This is a genomic window from Microbacterium sp. NPDC008134 (genome assembly GCF_042957055.1).
In the GTDB taxonomy this organism is placed as follows: domain Bacteria; phylum Actinomycetota; class Actinomycetes; order Actinomycetales; family Microbacteriaceae; genus Microbacterium.
In genome coordinates, this window is sequence record NZ_JBIBHO010000001.1 from 1730537 (window position 1) to 1747043 (window position 16507).

General features: G+C 68.1%; 11 protein-coding genes and 1 tRNA gene. 2 read left to right on the forward strand and 10 right to left on the reverse strand.

Annotation, left to right across the window (positions count from 1 at the left end; all coding sequences use genetic code 11):
- Nucleotides 1–12: 12 nt before the first annotated feature.
- Genes ACFY9N_RS08200 through polA form a run of 5 tightly spaced genes read right to left on the reverse strand, consistent with a single transcriptional unit; the run spans nt 13 to nt 7003 of the window.
- The gene (locus ACFY9N_RS08200) at nt 13–759 is read right to left on the reverse strand and encodes a formylglycine-generating enzyme family protein (RefSeq protein ID WP_391477959.1); all 747 of its coding nucleotides are present in this window, start codon (nt 757–759) and stop codon (nt 13–15) included.
- Entirely contained in the window at nt 759–1514 is a 756-nt protein-coding gene (locus tag ACFY9N_RS08205; protein WP_391477960.1) for an SGNH/GDSL hydrolase family protein, read from the reverse strand. The genes ACFY9N_RS08200 and ACFY9N_RS08205 overlap by 1 nt, the downstream gene beginning before the upstream one ends.
- 52 nt (nt 1515–1566) lie before the next feature.
- The gene (locus tag ACFY9N_RS08210) at nt 1567–2601 is read right to left on the reverse strand and encodes an LLM class flavin-dependent oxidoreductase (protein WP_391477961.1); all 1035 of its coding nucleotides are present in this window, start codon (nt 2599–2601) and stop codon (nt 1567–1569) included.
- Nucleotides 2602–2655: 54 nt separating this feature from the next.
- Nucleotides 2656–4332 carry a DUF885 domain-containing protein gene (locus tag ACFY9N_RS08215; protein ID WP_391477962.1) on the reverse strand — a complete coding sequence of 559 codons (1677 nt, stop codon included), beginning with the start codon at nt 4330–4332 and terminating at the stop codon, nt 2656–2658.
- A 37-nt stretch (nt 4333–4369) separates the two neighbouring features.
- Complete coding sequence (polA, locus tag ACFY9N_RS08220) at nt 4370–7003, reverse strand: DNA polymerase I (RefSeq protein ID WP_391477963.1); 2634 nt, start codon at nt 7001–7003, stop codon at nt 4370–4372.
- 45 nt (nt 7004–7048) lie between these two features.
- On the opposite strand from polA, the gene ACFY9N_RS08225 reads away from it, so the two are divergent.
- Entirely contained in the window at nt 7049–7477 is a 429-nt protein-coding gene (locus ACFY9N_RS08225) for a hotdog fold thioesterase (protein ID WP_391477965.1), read from the forward strand.
- Here ACFY9N_RS08225 and ACFY9N_RS08230 read toward each other — a convergent pair.
- Both ACFY9N_RS08230 and ACFY9N_RS08235 read right to left on the reverse strand, forming a co-directional pair.
- Nucleotides 7452–8015: a GNAT family N-acetyltransferase gene (locus ACFY9N_RS08230; protein ID WP_391477966.1), complete on the reverse strand. Its 564-nt coding sequence runs from the start codon at nt 8013–8015 to the stop codon at nt 7452–7454. The genes ACFY9N_RS08225 and ACFY9N_RS08230 overlap by 26 nt on opposite strands.
- Nucleotides 8015–8632 carry an ANTAR domain-containing response regulator gene (locus tag ACFY9N_RS08235; RefSeq protein WP_247622473.1) on the reverse strand — a complete coding sequence of 206 codons (618 nt, stop codon included), beginning with the start codon at nt 8630–8632 and terminating at the stop codon, nt 8015–8017. The genes ACFY9N_RS08230 and ACFY9N_RS08235 overlap by 1 nt, the downstream gene beginning before the upstream one ends.
- Before the next feature lie 99 nt (nt 8633–8731).
- Between ACFY9N_RS08235 and ACFY9N_RS08240 the strand changes: the two genes are divergently transcribed.
- Nucleotides 8732–8817: transfer RNA gene (locus tag ACFY9N_RS08240), tRNA-Leu, on the forward strand.
- A 112-nt stretch (nt 8818–8929) separates the two neighbouring features.
- Here the strand turns inward: ACFY9N_RS08240 and pyk are convergent.
- Genes pyk through gltB form a run of 3 tightly spaced genes read right to left on the reverse strand, consistent with a single transcriptional unit; the run spans nt 8930 to nt 16415 of the window.
- Nucleotides 8930–10378: a pyruvate kinase gene (gene pyk / locus ACFY9N_RS08245; protein WP_391477967.1), complete on the reverse strand. Its 1449-nt coding sequence runs from the start codon at nt 10376–10378 to the stop codon at nt 8930–8932.
- A gap of 54 nt (nt 10379–10432) precedes the next feature.
- A complete protein-coding gene (locus ACFY9N_RS08250) occupies nt 10433–11899 on the reverse strand; it encodes a glutamate synthase subunit beta (protein WP_391477968.1) in 1467 nt (488 codons plus the stop codon).
- The gene (gene gltB / locus ACFY9N_RS08255; protein ID WP_391478471.1) at nt 11892–16415 is read right to left on the reverse strand and encodes a glutamate synthase large subunit; all 4524 of its coding nucleotides are present in this window, start codon (nt 16413–16415) and stop codon (nt 11892–11894) included. The genes ACFY9N_RS08250 and gltB overlap by 8 nt, the downstream gene beginning before the upstream one ends.
- Nucleotides 16416–16507: the final 92 nt, after the last annotated feature.

A 16507-nucleotide genomic window follows, 5' to 3' on the forward strand; every position in this document is an offset into this window, starting at 1 on the left:
CAAAACGGGCGTTCATCGCCGTCTCGGCGTCCACCCCACCGGTGAGGATCCGTCCTGCAACGCGCGCTCCCGGTCGACCGCGTCGGACCATCCTTGTACGGCGCCGTCGGTGTCGAAGCCTCCGCGCGCGACCCGCATTCCGACGTCGGGATGGTGCATGCGCGGGGCGCCGCCTCGGCGGACCGAGGCACGCACGCTCCAGGCGTCGTCGGCGAACCCGCCGCCGCGGAACGTGCGGTATTCGTCGTAGCGTGCGGGATCGAGCAGGTCCCAGCACCACTCCCAGGCGTTGCCGAGCATGTCGAACAGGCCGAAGAGATTCGGAAGCTTACCGCCGACCGCTTGCGGGGTCGTCACACCGTCCGCACTCGTCCAGGCGGCGTCGGTGAGCGGTGCGTAGTGCGGACCCGTCGAATCCGCGCGGCACGCGAACTCCCACTCGGCCTCCGTCGGCAGGCGGAATCCGTCGGAGGACACGTCCCAGGTGACGTCCTCGCCGTCGAAGAGGTACGCGTGCTCGAGCCCCTCCCACTCCGAGAGCGCGTTGCAGAAATGCACCGCCCGCAACCAGCTGATGTCGGTCGCCGGACGACGCGGATGCGGCGCCGGAGAGTCGAGCACCTCGGACAACTGCTCCTGCGTCACCGGGTAGACGCCGATCTCGAAGGACTCCAGGTCGACCGTCCGCTGCGTCTTGGTCCGGGCATCCTGCAGCACGATCGTGCCGCCGGGAATGCGGCGCAGCTCGATGTCGTCCATCAGGACGGCATCCGCTCGGTCCACACCGGGTACTTCGCGGCGCGACCGTCTCCCGACGACGTGCGAGTGATCCGGCGTCTGACCCATGGCCCGACGTGCTGACGGTAGTAGGCGAGACCGCTCGGCCCCGCTCCCCCGCGCTCGCTCGGCGCCCACCAGCTCGCTGGCGGTTCGTACCCCAGCGCGTGCAGCACGCGTGCGGCAACGCGGTGGTGGCCCGCGGCGTTCATGTGCAGACGATCCTCCGACCAGTACGCACTCGCGGCGAGCTCCCGGTCCGGCCAGTTCAGAGCGCGCACCACGTCGGGACGGTCGCGGACGCGGCGCAGGACGGCTTCGGAGAGCTGATCTCCGCGGCGCTGGATCAACGACCCCATCGGAAGCTGGCCGCTGGGGTTCGCACCGGAGAGGAGCATCATCGTGACCCCCTCGTCGTCGCATCGGCGCAGCACGCGGCTGAAGGCATCGGCGATGTGCTCGAGATCGGCGCGCGGGCGGAGCATGTCGTTGCCCCCGCCGTTGAACGACAGATGCGTCGGACGCAGCGCCAGGGCGGGCTCCAACTGTTGCTCGACGATCGGCCACGCCAGCTTGCCGCGGATCGCGAGATTCGCGTACTGGATGGGATGGCCGGCGGCGTCGGCCCACCCCTGCGCGGCGATGTCCGCCCACCCGCGCTCCCGGCCGTCCGGGAGCACGTCGCCCACTCCTTCGGTGAAGGAGTCGCCGATCGACACGAAACGCACATCTGCCATCGGACAAGCCTATTCCTGCGGGACCAGGTGCAGCACTGGTCCCGCAGGCGAGTCAGGAACGCTTGTCGAGAAGCGCACGCACGCGCGGGATGACTTCGCTGCCGTAGAGCTCGATGCTACGCATCATCGCCTCGTGCGAGAGCGTTCCCGTGGCGTACTTGAGGTCGAAACGCCCGAGCCCGAGGGTCGTGATCGTGTCGGCGATCTTCGCCGCCACCCGATCGGGAGAACCGGCGTAGATCGCACCCTCCGGACCGATGTCGTTCTGGAAGCGGGCTCGGCTGTAGGCGGGCCACCCACGTTCCTTCCCGATGGTGTTGTTCATCGCTTCGAAGCCCGAGTACGCGGCATCCCACGCCTCTGCGTCCGTGTCGGCGATGTGGCCGGGAGAGTGCACGGCGATCGGATGCTTCGTCGTGCCGAAGGAGTCGACCGAGCGGTGGTAGAGATCCACGAACGGCCGGAACCGTGCGGCAGGTCCCCCGATGATGGCGAGCATGAGTCCCAACCCGTGCCGGGCGACGCGCACGACGGATTCCGGGCTCCCTCCGACGCCGACCCAGGTGCGCAGGCCGTTCTCCGTCTTGGGGAAGACGTCCGCGTTCTCGAGCGGGGCGCGCATCGATCCCGTCCAGGTCACCGGCTGCTCCTTCAACAGCTCGACGAAGAGTTCGAGCTTCTGCTCGAACAAGGCGTCGTAGTCACGGAGGTCGAACCCGAAGAGCGGGAAGGACTCGATGAACGATCCGCGACCGAGCACCACCTCCGCGCGTCCGTTCGACACGGCATCGAGGGTCGAGAAACGCTCGAACACGCGCACGGGGTCGTCGGACGAGAGGACCGTGACTGCCGTGCCGAGGCGGATGTTCTCGGTGCGCGCGGCGATCGCCGAGAGCACCATCTCGGGTGCCGAGACGGCGAACTCCTTGCGGTGGTGCTCCCCCACACCGAAGAAGTCGACACCGACGGCATCCGCCATCTCCGCTTGCGCGATGATGTTGCGGATGGTCTGCGCGCCGCTGAGGAGTTCGCCCTCGGCGTCGCGGGTGATGTCGCCGAACGTGTCCAGTCCGAATTCGATGCTCATGTCATCCCTTCCTATTCACCTGAATGAACATCGCGGATGCCGGCGGCATTCCCGTCATCCCGGAAGGAGCACGCCTCGCAGCGTGTCGAGTCCGACGCCACCGATGTCGAGGGCGCGCTTGTGGAAGGCCTTGAACGAGAAGTCCTCACCCTCCTGCTGCTGGACGGCGTCGCGCACCTGCTCCCAGATGCGCTGCCCGACCTTGTACGACGGAGCCTGGCCCGGCCATCCCAGATACCTGTTGACCTCGAACTGCACGAACTGATCGGACATGTTGACGTTCTGGCGCAGGAACTCGAGCGCGTAGTCGGCGTCCCAGACGCCGGTCCCGTCGAGACGCGGCTTGCCGAGGTGGACGCCGATGTCGAGCACGACGCGCGCCGCGCGCATGCGCTGGCCGTCGAGCATTCCGAGCCGGTCGGCCGGGTCATCGAGGTATCCGAGCTGCTCCATCAGGCGCTCGGCGTACAGCGCCCAGCCCTCGGCATGACCCGAGGTGCCGGCGAGCAGACGACGCCACGAGTTGAGCTCGGAGCGGTTGTAGACCGCCTGGGCGATCTGCAGGTGATGGCCCGGCACACCCTCGTGGTACACGGTGGTGAGCTCGCGCCAGGTGTCGAACTCCGTCACGCCCTCCGGCACGGACCACCACATGCGCCCGGGGCGCGAGAAGTCGTCGGTGGGACCCGTGTAGTAGATCCCGCCCTCCTGCGTCGGCGCGATCATGCACTCGATCGTGCGGATCGCTTCGGGGATGTCGAAGTGCGAGGCGGCGAGTTCGGCGACGGCCCGGTCGCTCGTCTCCTGCATCCACCGCTGCAGCGCCTCGGTGCCGACGAGCTTGCGGGCGGGGTCGGACTCGAGGTGCGCGACGGCCTCCTCGACGGTGGAGCCGGGGAGGATCTCGTTCGCGATCGCCGTCTGCTCGGCGACCATCCGGGCGAGCTCTTCGCGTCCCCACTCATAGGTCTCGTCGAGATCGACCGTGGCGCCGAGGAACCGGCGGGAGTTCAGCGCGTAGAGCTCGCGGCCGACGGCGTCGACCTCGCCCGCTGCGGGCACGAGCTCCTCGGCGAGGAAGCGTCGCAGCTCGTGGTAAGCGACGCGCGCCGCGGCCGAGTTGTCGGCCAGGGTGCGCGCGAGGGACGCCGGCAGCTGTCCGCTCTCGGGCACTGCATCCGCCACGAACGCCGCGAAGAATCCGTCGTCGGCGGTGTATCGGTCGATCTGCGTCGCCACCTCGACGACCTGTCGGCGGGCCGGCGTCACACCGCGCGCGATGCCCTCGCGCAGCGTCTCGGTGTATCCGCGGAGGGCGTCGGGGACCGCGGCGAGGCGGGTGGCGATCACCGACCAGTCCTCGGCGGATGCCGTGGGCATGAGGTCGAACGCCGAACGCACGTCCTGCGCCGCCGACGCGATCACGTTGAGGTCGCGCAGGTGCCAGTTCGCCTCGTGAAGTTCGAGCTCGAGGCGCAGCTCGGCACTGAGATCGGCCTTCGTGACCTCGTCGATCGTGTCGACGGGCTCGAGAGCGGTCAGGGCGTCGAGCGTGTGGCGTGTGGCCGCCGCGATCGCGTCATGGCCGGCCGGGCTGAGGTCTCCGAAACGGTCGTTGACCTCGTCGCGCCCGATGTAGGTCCCGAGCGTCGGAGCGAGGTCGACCAGCGTGTCGACCCAGTCCTCGGCGACCTTGTCGATGGCGGTGGGAGTGCGCGGGGTGGAAGTCATGCGATCCACACTAATCCTCGGATGCCGTCAGCTGCGGTCAGTGCGCGGCCTCGTTCCAGTCGTGACCGCGCCCCACCTGCACGTCGAGCGGCACCGACAGATCAGCGGCGTCGCCCATGCGCGTGCGCACGATGCGCTCGGCGGCATCCCACTCCCCCGACGCCACTTCGAGCACGAGCTCGTCGTGGATCTGGAGCAGGACGCGCGACCGGAGACCCTCACGGCGGATGTCGTCATGGATGTGGAAGAGCGCGATCTTCATGATGTCGGCAGCGCTGCCCTGGATCGGGGCGTTGAGCGCCGCACGCTCGGCGTTCTCGCGCAGCACCCGGTTGGGGCTCGCGAGGTCGGGGAACGGGCGCCGGCGTCCGAAGATCGTCTCGGTGTACCCGACCTCCTTCGCGGCGAGGACGGACGCACGCAGATAATCGCGGACCGCACCGAAACGTGCGAAATACTCGACCATGAGTTGCTTCGCCTCGGACTGCTCGATGCGCAGCTGCTTCGAAAGACCGAAGGCCGAGAGGCCGTAGACGAGGCCGTACGACATCGCCTTGACCTTCGTACGCATCGCGGCGGTGACGTCGCTCGGATCGACCCCGAAGACCCGCGCCCCGACGAACCGGTGGAGGTCCTCCCCGCTGTTGAACGCCTCGATCAGACCTTCGTCGCCCGAGAGGTGCGCCATGATCCGCATCTCGATCTGCGAGTAATCGGCCGTGAGTAGGGCCTCGTAGCCGTCGCCGACCTGGAACGCGCTGCGGATGCGCCGCGACTCCTCGGTGCGCACCGGGATGTTCTGAAGGTTGGGGTCGGTGCTCGAGAGCCGACCGGTCTGGCTGCCGGTCTGCACGTACGTGGTGTGGATGCGCGCGTCGTCGCCGATCGCCGTGTCGAGAGACTCGATGATCTGCCGCAGCTTCGTGGCCTCGCGGTGCTGCAGCAACAGGGTGAGGAACGGGTGCGGGTTCGACTCCTGCAGGTCGGCGAGCACGGCGGCATCCGTCGAGTAACCCGTCTTGGTCTTGCGCGTCTTGGGCAGCTGGAGGTCTTCGAAGAGAACCTCCTGCAGCTGCTTGGGCGAGCCGAGGTTGAACTCGCGGCCGACGATGCCGAAAGCATCCTGGGCGATGCCCTCGGCCCGGGTCGCGAGTTCACCGGAGAACGTGGAGAGCACCTCGTGGGAGACCGCCACACCGGCGAGCTCCATATCGGCCAGCGCGAGCAGTGTGGGCAGTTCGATGTCGGTCAGGACCGTCGCCACCGACTCGGGGATGTCCTCGCGCAACGCCGTCGCCACTCGGAGGGCGAACCACGCCTCCTGCGAGGGAGTCGCTCCCTCGGTCTCGGGAACCAGCTGCGACGGGTCGGCCTCGGGGAGCTTCTCGCCGAGGTAGCGCTCGACCAGGTCGCCAAGAGTTTTGTCGGGGAAGCTCGGGCGAAGGAGCCAGCCCGCGAGGCTCGTGTCGTACGCGAGGCCGCCGAGGCGGATGCCCGCACGGCCCAGACCCTTCACCTGGCCCTTGGCGTCGTGGAGCACCTTGGCGCGATCGGATTCGAGCCAGGAACGCAGCACGTTGGCCGCGGCATCCGTCCAATCCGTCTCGCGCAATTCGGTCTCGGACGCGACGCCCAGACGCGCCGGAAGGCCGCCCTGGGTGATCACGCGGAGTGCGAGTTCGCCCTGCGCTGCCTCGGCCCACGCCGCGAGGTCGGCTGCGGTCACTTGCTGCGGAACCGGGAGCTCGACCACCGTGGCCGGGTCATCGGCGACCTCGCCGGCACCGACGGCCTCGAACACGCGCGGGAGGAGAGTGCGGAATTCGAGGCGCGCGAAGATGTCGCGGACGGCCTGCGCATCGATCGGTGTGACGGCCAGGTCGTCCGGCGCCACCGGGAGCTCCACGTCGGTGAGGAGGCGGTTGAGCTTGCGGTTGCGGCGCACGTCGTCGATGTGGTCGCGCAGGTTGCCGCCCACCACGCCCTTGATCTCTTCGGCCCTGGCGAGGAGATCGTCGAGCGACCCGAACTGGGTCAGCCACTTCACCGCGGTCTTCTCGCCGACCTTGGGAACGCCGGGGAGGTTGTCGCTCGTCTCGCCGACGAGGGCGGCGATGTCGGGATACTGCTCAGGGCGCACGCCGTAGCGCTCCTGCACCGTCGTGGGATCGTATCGCTTGAGCTGCGACACGCCCTGCACCGACGGGTACAGCAGCGTGACATCGTCGTTCACGAGCTGGATCGTGTCGCGGTCGCCGGACACGACGAGCACCTGGTACCCCTGCTCGGCACCCTGTGACGACAGCGTGGCGAGGATGTCGTCGGCCTCGATGCCCTCCTTGGTGAGCACGGGGATGGACATCGCCGCGAGGCAGTCCTGCAACAGCGGGATCTGACCGCGGAACTCCTGGGGGGTCTCGGACCGCGTCGCCTTGTACTCGGGGTACTCGTCGGTGCGGAAGGAGTGCCGCGAGGTGTCGAACGCGATCGCCATGTGCGTCGGCTGCTCGGCCTTGATGAGGTTCACCAGCATCGACAGGAACCCGTAGATCGCGTTCGTGTGCTGGTTGTCCTTGGTCGTGAAATTCTCGACCGGCAGCGCGAAGAAGGCGCGGTAGGCGAGCGAATGGCCGTCGACGACCATGAGGGTAGGCTTTGCGGAGTCCGTCACCCTGTCAGCCTAACGAGGACCACGGACATGCGCTGAGGAGGATGAATGAGCGACGTCGCGACGAGCGAAGGCCTCGAGTGGGCGACCGCCCGTGGGATGGGGGCCCTGGCCGAGAAGATGGGCATCGAGTTCACCGAGTTCAGTATCGAACGCTCGGTCGGCACCATGCCCGTCGAGGGGAACACCCAACCGGTCGGCCTGCTGCACGGCGGTGCGTACGTCGTGCTCGGTGAGTCGCTGGGGTCGATGTCGGCCAACCTGCACGCGGGCCCCGGTCGTCTGGCGGTCGGTGTCGACATCAATGCCACGCACACGCGCTCCGCGACCTCGGGAATCGTGACCGGAGTGTGCACGCCGATCCATCTGGGGCGCAGCATCGCGGTGCACGAGATCGTGGTGACCGATGATCAGGGTCGCCGCTGCTCGACCATCCGGATCACGAACATGATCAAGGACGCGCCGAAGGCTCCGTGACCGACTTCTCCAGCAGGCGCTGGAAGAGGACGTGGTCCTGCCACTCCCCCGCGATCTCCAGATAGCGCGGGGCCACGCCGATCCGGGTGAAGCCGTTCGCGGCGAGGACGCGCTGCGACGCGACGTTGTGCAGCAGCGTGGCCGCCTGCACGCGGCGCAGACCCAGGGAATCACGGGCGTGGCGGAGAACCGCATCCACCGCACGCGTCGCCAACCCGTGTTTCGTCGCGTCCGCGGCGACCCAGTAGCCCAGGTCGCCGTTCTGGAACGCTCCGCGCACGATGCCGTTGAGGTTCATCCTGCCGCGGATGCGACCGTCTCGTGTCGTGATGACGAAACGCATGCTGCGGCCGGACTGCGCCTCTTCGACGGTACGGCGCACATCGCGCTCCTGCCATTCCGCCGTGAAGAACTCCTCGGAACGAGCGGGTTCCCACGGGGCGAGGTGCGCGCGATTGTCGGAATAGGCGCGGGCCAGTGCCGCGCCGTCGCCCGAACGGACCGGACGGAGTGTGTGCTCGGGATCGAGCCGGAACACTACTTCTTGGGTGCGAGCTGCTCGATGATCGCCTTGGCGACGTCCTGCATCGTGAGACGGCGGTCCATGGACGCCTTCTGGATCCAACGGAACGCCTCCGGCTCGCTGAGGCCCATCTTCTCGTTCAGCAGGCCCTTCGCGCGATCGACGAGCTTGCGGGTCTCGAAGCGCTCGACCATGTCGGCGACCTCGGCCTCGAGCGTGATGATCTGCTCGTGACGAGCGAGCGCGATCTCGATCGCCGGGAGCAGATCGTTGGGCGTGAACGGCTTGACGACGTACGCCAGGGCGCCGGCCTCGCTCGCCCGCTCGACGAGCTCCTTCTGACTGAAGGCCGTGAGGAGCACGACGGGTGCGATGTTGCCCTTGTGCAGCTTCTCGGCGGCGCTGATGCCGTCGAGCTGGGGCATCTTGACGTCCATGATGACGAGGTCGGGGCGCAGCTCGGTCGCGAGCGCGACAGCGGTCTCGCCGTCGCCGGCCTCTCCCACCACATCGAAGCCGTTGTCGCGGAGGATCTCGACGATGTCGAGACGGATCAGCGATTCGTCCTCGGCGACGACGACGCGTCGGGGTGCGGATGACGTGGGCTGCTCGGCCAGTTCTTGCTCGGTCACGCATCCATCCTACTGGAGTGCGTCTCAAGCTCGGCCGTGCGCGTCGGCTCGGCGTCGGGAAGTCCTCTTCTGCGCTACAGTCGTAGTCGCGATACACGGGCCGGCGTGGCGGAATGGCAGACGCGGAGCACTCAAAATGCTTTGTCCGAGAGGGCGTGTGGGTTCGAGTCCCACCGCCGGCACCAGCGAAAAAGGGTCCTGCACATATGTGCAGGACCCTTTTCTGTCGGCATCCGTCATCGCCGGGTACGCCGGAGGGGCGGAGCCGAAGCCCCGCCCCTCCCCTGACCGCTCGGGTCAGACGCCGTCCTTGTAGATCGGAGCGGCGCCGTTGACGGCGTCTCCGACCTTGTGGACGCGGATGTCGTTGGTCGAACCGGCGATCCCGGGAGGGGAACCGGAGATCACGACGACCTTGTCGCCCTCGACGGCGAGGCCGTTCGAGAGCAGGTAGTCGTCGACCTGCAGGTACATGAGGTCGGTGTGCTGCACCATCTCGACGAGCGTCGACTGGATGCCCCAGGTCAGGGCCATGCGACGACGGATGTCGGGCTCCGGCGTGAAGGCGAGCATGGGGATGCGCGAGCGCAGGCGCGACAGGCGACGCGCGCTGTCACCGGACTGCGTGAACACGCACAGGAACTTCGCCTCAACGAACTCCGCGACCTCGAGCGCCGCGAGCGTGATCGCCCCGCCCTGGGTGCGCGGCTTGCTCGTGAGCGGCGCGATGCGCTCCAGGCCGTGCTCCTCCGTCGACTCGACGATGCGGGCCATGGTCTCGACCGTGACGACCGGATAGTCGCCGACGCTGGTCTCGCCCGAGAGCATGACGGCATCCGCACCGTCGAGCACCGCGTTCGCGACGTCGGAGGTCTCGGCGCGCGTGGGCACCGGGCTGCTGATCATCGACTCGAGCATCTGCGTCGCGACGATGACGGGCTTCGCGTTGCGGCGAGCGAGCTCGACGGCGCGCTTCTGCACGATCGGCACCGCCTCGAGCGGCAGCTCGACACCGAGGTCGCCACGGGCGACCATGATGGCGTCGAACGCGTCGACGATGCCTTCGAGGGCATCCACGGCCTGCGGCTTCTCGACCTTGGCGATGACGGGGACGCGCACGCCCTCCTCGGCCATGATCTCGTGCACGCGGGTCACGTCGTCCGCGTTGCGGACGAACGAGAGGGCGATGAGGTCGGCACCGATCCGGAGACCCCAGCGGAGGTCCTCCTCGTCCTTCTCGCTCAGCGCCGGAACGTTGACCGCGACTCCGGGCAGGTTGATGCCCTTGTTGTTCGACACCGCACCGGCGACGACGACCTTGGTGGTCACCGTGACGCCGTCGGTCTCGACGACCTCGACGCGCACCTTGCCGTCGTCGATCAGGAGGAAGTCACCCGGCTTGACGTCCTGCGGCAGACCCTTGAAGGTCGTGCCGGAGATGTCCTTGTTACCGATGATGTCTTCGGTCGTGATCTTGAAGATGTCGCCCTGGGCGAGCTCGTACGGTCCGCCCTCGAACTTGCCGAGGCGGATCTTCGGCCCCTGCAGGTCGACGAGGATCGCGACCGCGCGGCCCGAGTCCTCAGCGGCGCGGCGAACGTTCGCGTAGTTGTTCTCGTGCACGGAGTAGTCACCGTGGCTGAGGTTCAGGCGAGCGACATCCACACCGGCGTCGATCAGCGCGCGCACGGTCTCATAGGTGGAAGTTGCGGGGCCCAGGGTGGCGACGATTTTCGCGCGTCTCAACAGATTCTCCAGGGGATAAAGGGATAGAACTCGGGCGACACTGCCGGCCTCAGCCTACGCGGGCTGCAGGCCGATCGCGACATCGTGAGGCTGAACGGGAGACGGCAGAACGGTGCTGCCCATGAGGTACAGGTCGACGCTCGCGGCCGCGGCGCGACCCTCGGCGATCGCCCACACGATGAGCGACTGTCCGCGTCCCGCGTCGCCAGCGACGAACACGCCGGGCACCGTCGACTCGTAGGTCGCGTCGCGACGGAACGCACCGCGGTCGGTGAGCTGCGGACGGGTGTCCTCGGTGAAGCCGTCGGTCTCGGGACCGGTGAAGCCCATCGCGATCAGCACGAGATCGGCCGGGATCTCGCGCTCCGTGCCGCTCTTGGGCACGCGACGGCCGTCGATGTACTCGGTCTCGGCGACACGCAGCGCGCGCACCTCTCCGACCTCGTTCGAGAGGAACTCGACGGTCGAGGCCAGGAAGACGCGCTCCCCACCCTCCTCGTGAGCGGAGGAGACCTCGAACACGGTCGGCATCATCGGCCACGGCTGGTGGTCGGGACGCGTGTCTCCCGGTTGCTTGCCGATCGCGAGGTTGGTCACGCTCAGCGCGCCCTGGCGGTGCGCGGTGCCGATGCAGTCCGCGCCCGTGTCGCCACCACCGATGACGATGACGTGCTTGCCCTCGGCGGAGATCTGATCGGTGACCGTGTCGCCGGCGACGGCGTGGTTCGACTCGACGAGGTACTCCATCGCGAAGTGCACGCCGTCGAGGTCACGACCGGGGATCGACAGATCGCGGGGAACCGTCGATCCGGTGGCGATGACCACCGCGTCGTACCGGGCGCGCAGATCGGCCCAGGTGATGTCCTTGCCGATCTCGACACCGGCCCGGAAACGGGTGCCCTCCTCCTGCATCTGACGAAGACGCGCCTCGAGCTGGCCCTTCTCCATCTTGAAGTCCGGGATGCCGTAGCGGAGCAATCCGCCGATGCGGTCATCCCGCTCGAAGACGGCGACGGTGTGACCGGCGCGCGTGAGCTGCTGCGCGGCGGCGAGCCCGGCGGGCCCGGAACCGACGACCGCGACCGTCTTTCCGGTCAGGCGCTCCGGGGGCTGAGCCTCGACCCAGCCCTGGGAGAAGGCCTCGTCGATGATCGAGACCTCGATCTGCTTGATGGTCACGGCGGGCTGGTTGATCCCCAGCACGCACGAGCTCTCGCAGGGTGCGGGGCACAGCCGTCCGGTGAACTCCGGGAAGTTGTTCGTCGCGTGCAGGCGATCGATCGCAGCGCGGCCTTCGCCCCGCCACGTGAGGTCGTTCCACTCGGGGATCAGGTTGCCCAGCGGGCATCCCGAATGGCAGAACGGCACACCGCAGTCCATGCACCGGCTCGCCTGGCGGCGGAGCACGGCCTTGTCGCCCGGCTCGTAGACCTCTTTCCAGTCCATGATGCGGACGGGCACCGGACGGCGAGCGGGGAGCTCGCGCTCGGTTACCTTCAGAAAGCCTTTGGGATCAGCCACCGGTCACCTCCAGGATGCGGTTCCAGACGATGTCGCCGTCGGGGTCGATCCCCTCGGCCAGTGCTTCCTCGCGCATGCTCCGCACGGCGGCGAAGTCACGCGGGAGGACCTTGACGAACTCCGCCGAGACCTCGGCGAAGCGGTCGAGCATCTCGCTGCCGAGAGGCGACGCGGTGCGTTCGACGTGCTCGACGAGAAGACTGCGCAGGACTTCGAGGTCGGCGCGGTCGAGCGGCTCGAGGAGCAGTTCACCGCTCCCGAGCGACTGGGCGTTGATCTTCGCGGTGTCGAGCGCGTGGACGTACGCCACTCCCCCGGACATACCGGCGCCGAAGTTGCGGCCCGTCGATCCGAGGATGACGGCCAGACCACCGGTCATGTACTCGAGCGCGTGGTCTCCCACGCCCTCGACCACGGCGGTCGCACCGGAGTTCCGGACGAGGAACCGCTCGCCGACGACGCCGGAGAGGAACATGGTCCCCGCCGTCGCGCCGTAGCCGATCACGTTTCCGGCGATGACGTTCTCGTGGGGGGCGATCTGCGAGCCGCGGGGCGGACGGATCGTGATGTCGCCTCCCGAGAGACCCTTGCCGACGTAGTCGTTGGCGTCGCCCTCGAGTCGCAGCACGATGCCCTGCGGCATGAACGCTCCGAGCGACTGCCCGGCGGTTCCGTGCAGCGTGACGTCGATCGTCTCCCGCGGAAGTCCGGCCGCGCCGTGACGCGCGGTGACCTGGTGCCCCAGCATCGTTCCGACGGCACGCTCGGTGTTGGCGATCGGAAGCTCGACGACCACGGGCTCTCCGTTGAGGAGGGCGTTCTTGGCGATGTCGATGAGCTGCACGTCGAAGTGCTTCTCGAGCTCATGATCCTGCGTCCGGCCGCTGCGACGCGGCTCGCCAGCCGGGAAGACCGGCCCTTCGAGCACGGGGGTCAGATCGAGACCGTCGGTCTTCCAGTGCGCGATGGCCGCGTTGGTCTCGAGCAGTTCGGCGCGTCCGACGATCTCGTCGATCGAGCGGAAGCCGAGCTCCGCGAGCAGCTCGCGCACCTCCTCGGCGATGAACTCCATGAAGTTCACGACGAACTCGGGCTTGCCCGTGAACCGCTCGCGCAGCGCCGGGTTCTGGGTCGCGACGCCGACCGGGCAGGTGTCGAGGTGGCAGACGCGCATCATGATGCAACCGCTGACGACGAGGGGCGCGGTCGCGAAACCGAACTCCTCGGCACCGAGCAGCGCGCCGATGATGACATCGCGGCCGGTCTTCAGCTGTCCGTCGACCTGCACGACCACGCGGTCGCGCATGCCGTTGAGCATGAGGGTCTGCTGCGTCTCGGCGAGACCCAGCTCCCACGGCGTTCCCGCGTGCTTGAGCGAGTTGAGCGGGCTGGCGCCCGTTCCCCCGTCGTGACCGGAGACGAGGATCACGTCGCTGAGCGCCTTCGCCACGCCCGCCGAGACCGCACCGATGCCCGACTGGCTGACCAGCTTCGTGTGGATGCGCGCCTCGGGGTTGGCCCTCTTCAGGTCGAAGATGAGCTGCTTGAGGTCCTCGATCGAGTAGATGTCGTGGTGCGGCGGCGGCGAGATGAGGCCGACGCCGGGAGTTCCGCCGCGGGTGCGGGCGACCCACGGGTACACCTTCTGCGGCGGCAGCTGACCGCCCTCGCCGGGCTTCGCACCCTGTGCGAGCTTGATCTGGATGTCGTCCGACTCGGTGAGGTACTGGCTCGTGACCCCGAAGCGTCCCGAGGCGACCTGCTTGATCGCGCTGCGGCGTTCCGGGTCCATCAGGCGCTCGGAGTCCTCGCCGCCCTCGCCGGTGTTCGACTTGCCACCGATGCGGTTCATCGCGATCGCGAGCGTTTCGTGCGCCTCACGCGAGATCGAGCCGTAGCTCATCGCTCCGGTCGAGAAGCGCTTGACGATCGCCGAGACGGGCTCGACCTCGTCGAGCGGCACGGGCTTGCGCGTGCCGGTGCGCAGCGAGAAGAGGCCACGCAGGGTCTTGAGCTCCGCCGCCTGGTCGTCGACGAGCTTCGTGTACTCGCGGAAGATGTCGTAGCGGCGGGTGCGCGTCGAGTGCTGCAGCTTGAAGACGGTCTCCGGGCTGAAGAGGTGCGGCGAGCCGTCGCGACGCCACTGGTACTCGCCGCCGGTCCACAGGCGCTCGTGCGCCCGCGCCGCGGCATCCTCGGGGTACGCGTAGTCGTGACGTGCCTGGTTCTCGGCGAACACCTCTTCGATGCCGATGCCGCCGAGCTTGGACTCGGTGCGCGTGAAGTAGGCGTCGATGAACTCCTGGCTGAGGCCGACGGCCTCGAACACCTGTGCGCCGGCGTACGACGACACCGTCGAGATGCCCATCTTCGACATGATCTTGAGCACGCCCTTGCCGAGCGCGTAGATCAGGTTGCGGACGGCCTTCTCCGGGGAGATGCCGGTGATGTAGCCGGTGCGCACGAGGTGCTCGACCGTCTCCATCGCCAGGTACGGGTTGATGGCCGAGGCCCCGTAACCGATGAGCGTCGCCACGTGGTGGACCTCGCGCACATCGCCCGCCTCGACGATGAGACCGACCTTCATGCGGTTCTCACGACGGATCAGGTGGTGATGCACCGCCGCGACCATCAGGAGCGACGGGATCGGGACGAGGTCCTTGTTCGAGTCGCGGTCGGAGAGGATGAGGAACTCGGCTCCGGCCTCGATGGCCGCGTCGGCCTCGGCGCACATCTCCTCGAGCCGCTCGGCGAGCGAATCGGAGCCCGCGTCGAAGTGGTAGAGACCGCGGATCGTGGCGCTCGAACGGTCGGGAAGGGCCTTGTCGATGTGACGGATCTTCGCGAGCTCGTCGTTGTCGATGACCGGGAAGTCGAGGGAGACGGTGCGGGTGTGCTCCGGACCCCACGACAACAGGTTGCTCTCCGGGCCGAGCCCGAGCTTGAGGCTCGTGACGACCTCTTCGCGGATCGAGTCCAGCGGCGGGTTCGTCACCTGCGCGAACTGCTGCGTGAAGTAGTCGAACAGCAGGCGGGGACGCTGGCTGAGCACGGCGATGGGCGTGTCGGATCCCATGGCACCGAGCGGCTCGGCGCCGTTCTGCCCCATCGGGGTCAGGAGGATGCGGACCTCCTCCTCGGTGTAGCCGAAGGTGCGCTGGCGGCGCGTGATGGATGCCGGCGGGTGCACGATGTGCTCGCGCTCGGGCAGCTCGGCCAGGCGCACGGCGCCCGCGTCGAGCCACTCCTGCCATGGCTGCAGGGTCGAGAGATCGCGCTTGATCTCCTCGTCCTCGACGATCCGGCGCTGCGCGGTGTCGACGAGGAACATCTTTCCCGGGCGCAGACGACCGCGGCGCTTGATGCGCTCCGGCTCGAACGTGAGCACGCCGGTCTCGGACCCGATCACGATCAGGCCGTCGGTGGTCTCGGTCCAACGGCCTGGGCGCAGTCCGTTGCGGTCGAGCGTCGCGCCGACGAGCGTGCCGTCGGTGAAGATGAGCGCCGCGGGGCCGTCCCACGGCTCCATCTGATTCGAGTGGTACTCGTAGAACGCGCGCAGCTCCGGCGTGATGTCGGTCTGCTTCTCGTAGGCCTCGGGAACCATCATCATGATGGCGTGCGGCAGGCTACGGCCGGTGAGCGTCAGCAGCTCGAGAACCTCATCGAAGGAGGCCGAGTCGCTGGCGCCGTCGGTGCAGATCGGGAGCAGCGGGCGCACATCGCCCAGCAGCTCGGACTCGAGCTGCGACTGGCGGGCGCGCATCCAGTTGCGGTTGCCGCCGACGGTGTTGATCTCGCCGTTGTGCGCGAGCATCCGCAGCGGCTGCGCGAGCGGCCACGAGGGGAAGGTGTTGGTCGAGTAGCGGGAGTGCACGACCGCGAGCTCGGAGGCGAAGCGCTCGTCCTGCAGGTCCGGGTAGAACGGCTCGAGCTGGAGCGTTGTCACCATGCCCTTGTAGCCGAGGGTGCGGCTCGAGAGAGAGACGAAGTAGGCGCCGAGCTCATGCCCCGCGCGCTTGCGCAGGCGGTAGGCGACGCGGTCGAGCGCGATGTCGGTGAGGGGGGCGTGGGCGTGCGTCGTGCCGCCGGCGCTCACGAAGAGCTGCTCGAAGGCGGGACGGGCCTCGTCGGCCAGCTTGCCGAGGTGCTCGTTGACGGTGGGAACCTCGCGCCACCCGAGAACGCGCAGACCCTCGGCACGGGCGATCTTCTCGATGCCGGCCTTCTGCTGGCGGCGATCACTGGAATCGCGAGGCAGGAACGCGAGTCCTGCGGCGTACTCCCCCACCGGGGGAAGGTCGAAGTCGGTCACCGCGCGGAGGAAGGCGTCCGGCATCTGCGTGAGAATGCCCGCTCCGTCTCCGGTGCCGGCATCCGAGCCGATCGCACCGCGGTGCTCCAGGTTGCGCAGCGCCTCGAGCGCCAACGCGATGATGTCGTGCCCGGCGTAGCCGCGCAGGGTCGCGACCATGGCCAGGCCGCAGGCGTCCTTCTCGAACGCCGGGTTGTACATGCCCTGCTTCGGGGGGTAAGCGCCGGAGGCGCCGTAAGGGGGCTGGAAGTACACCAGTTACCGTCCTCAGATATTCAAGTGACACCGGGGAC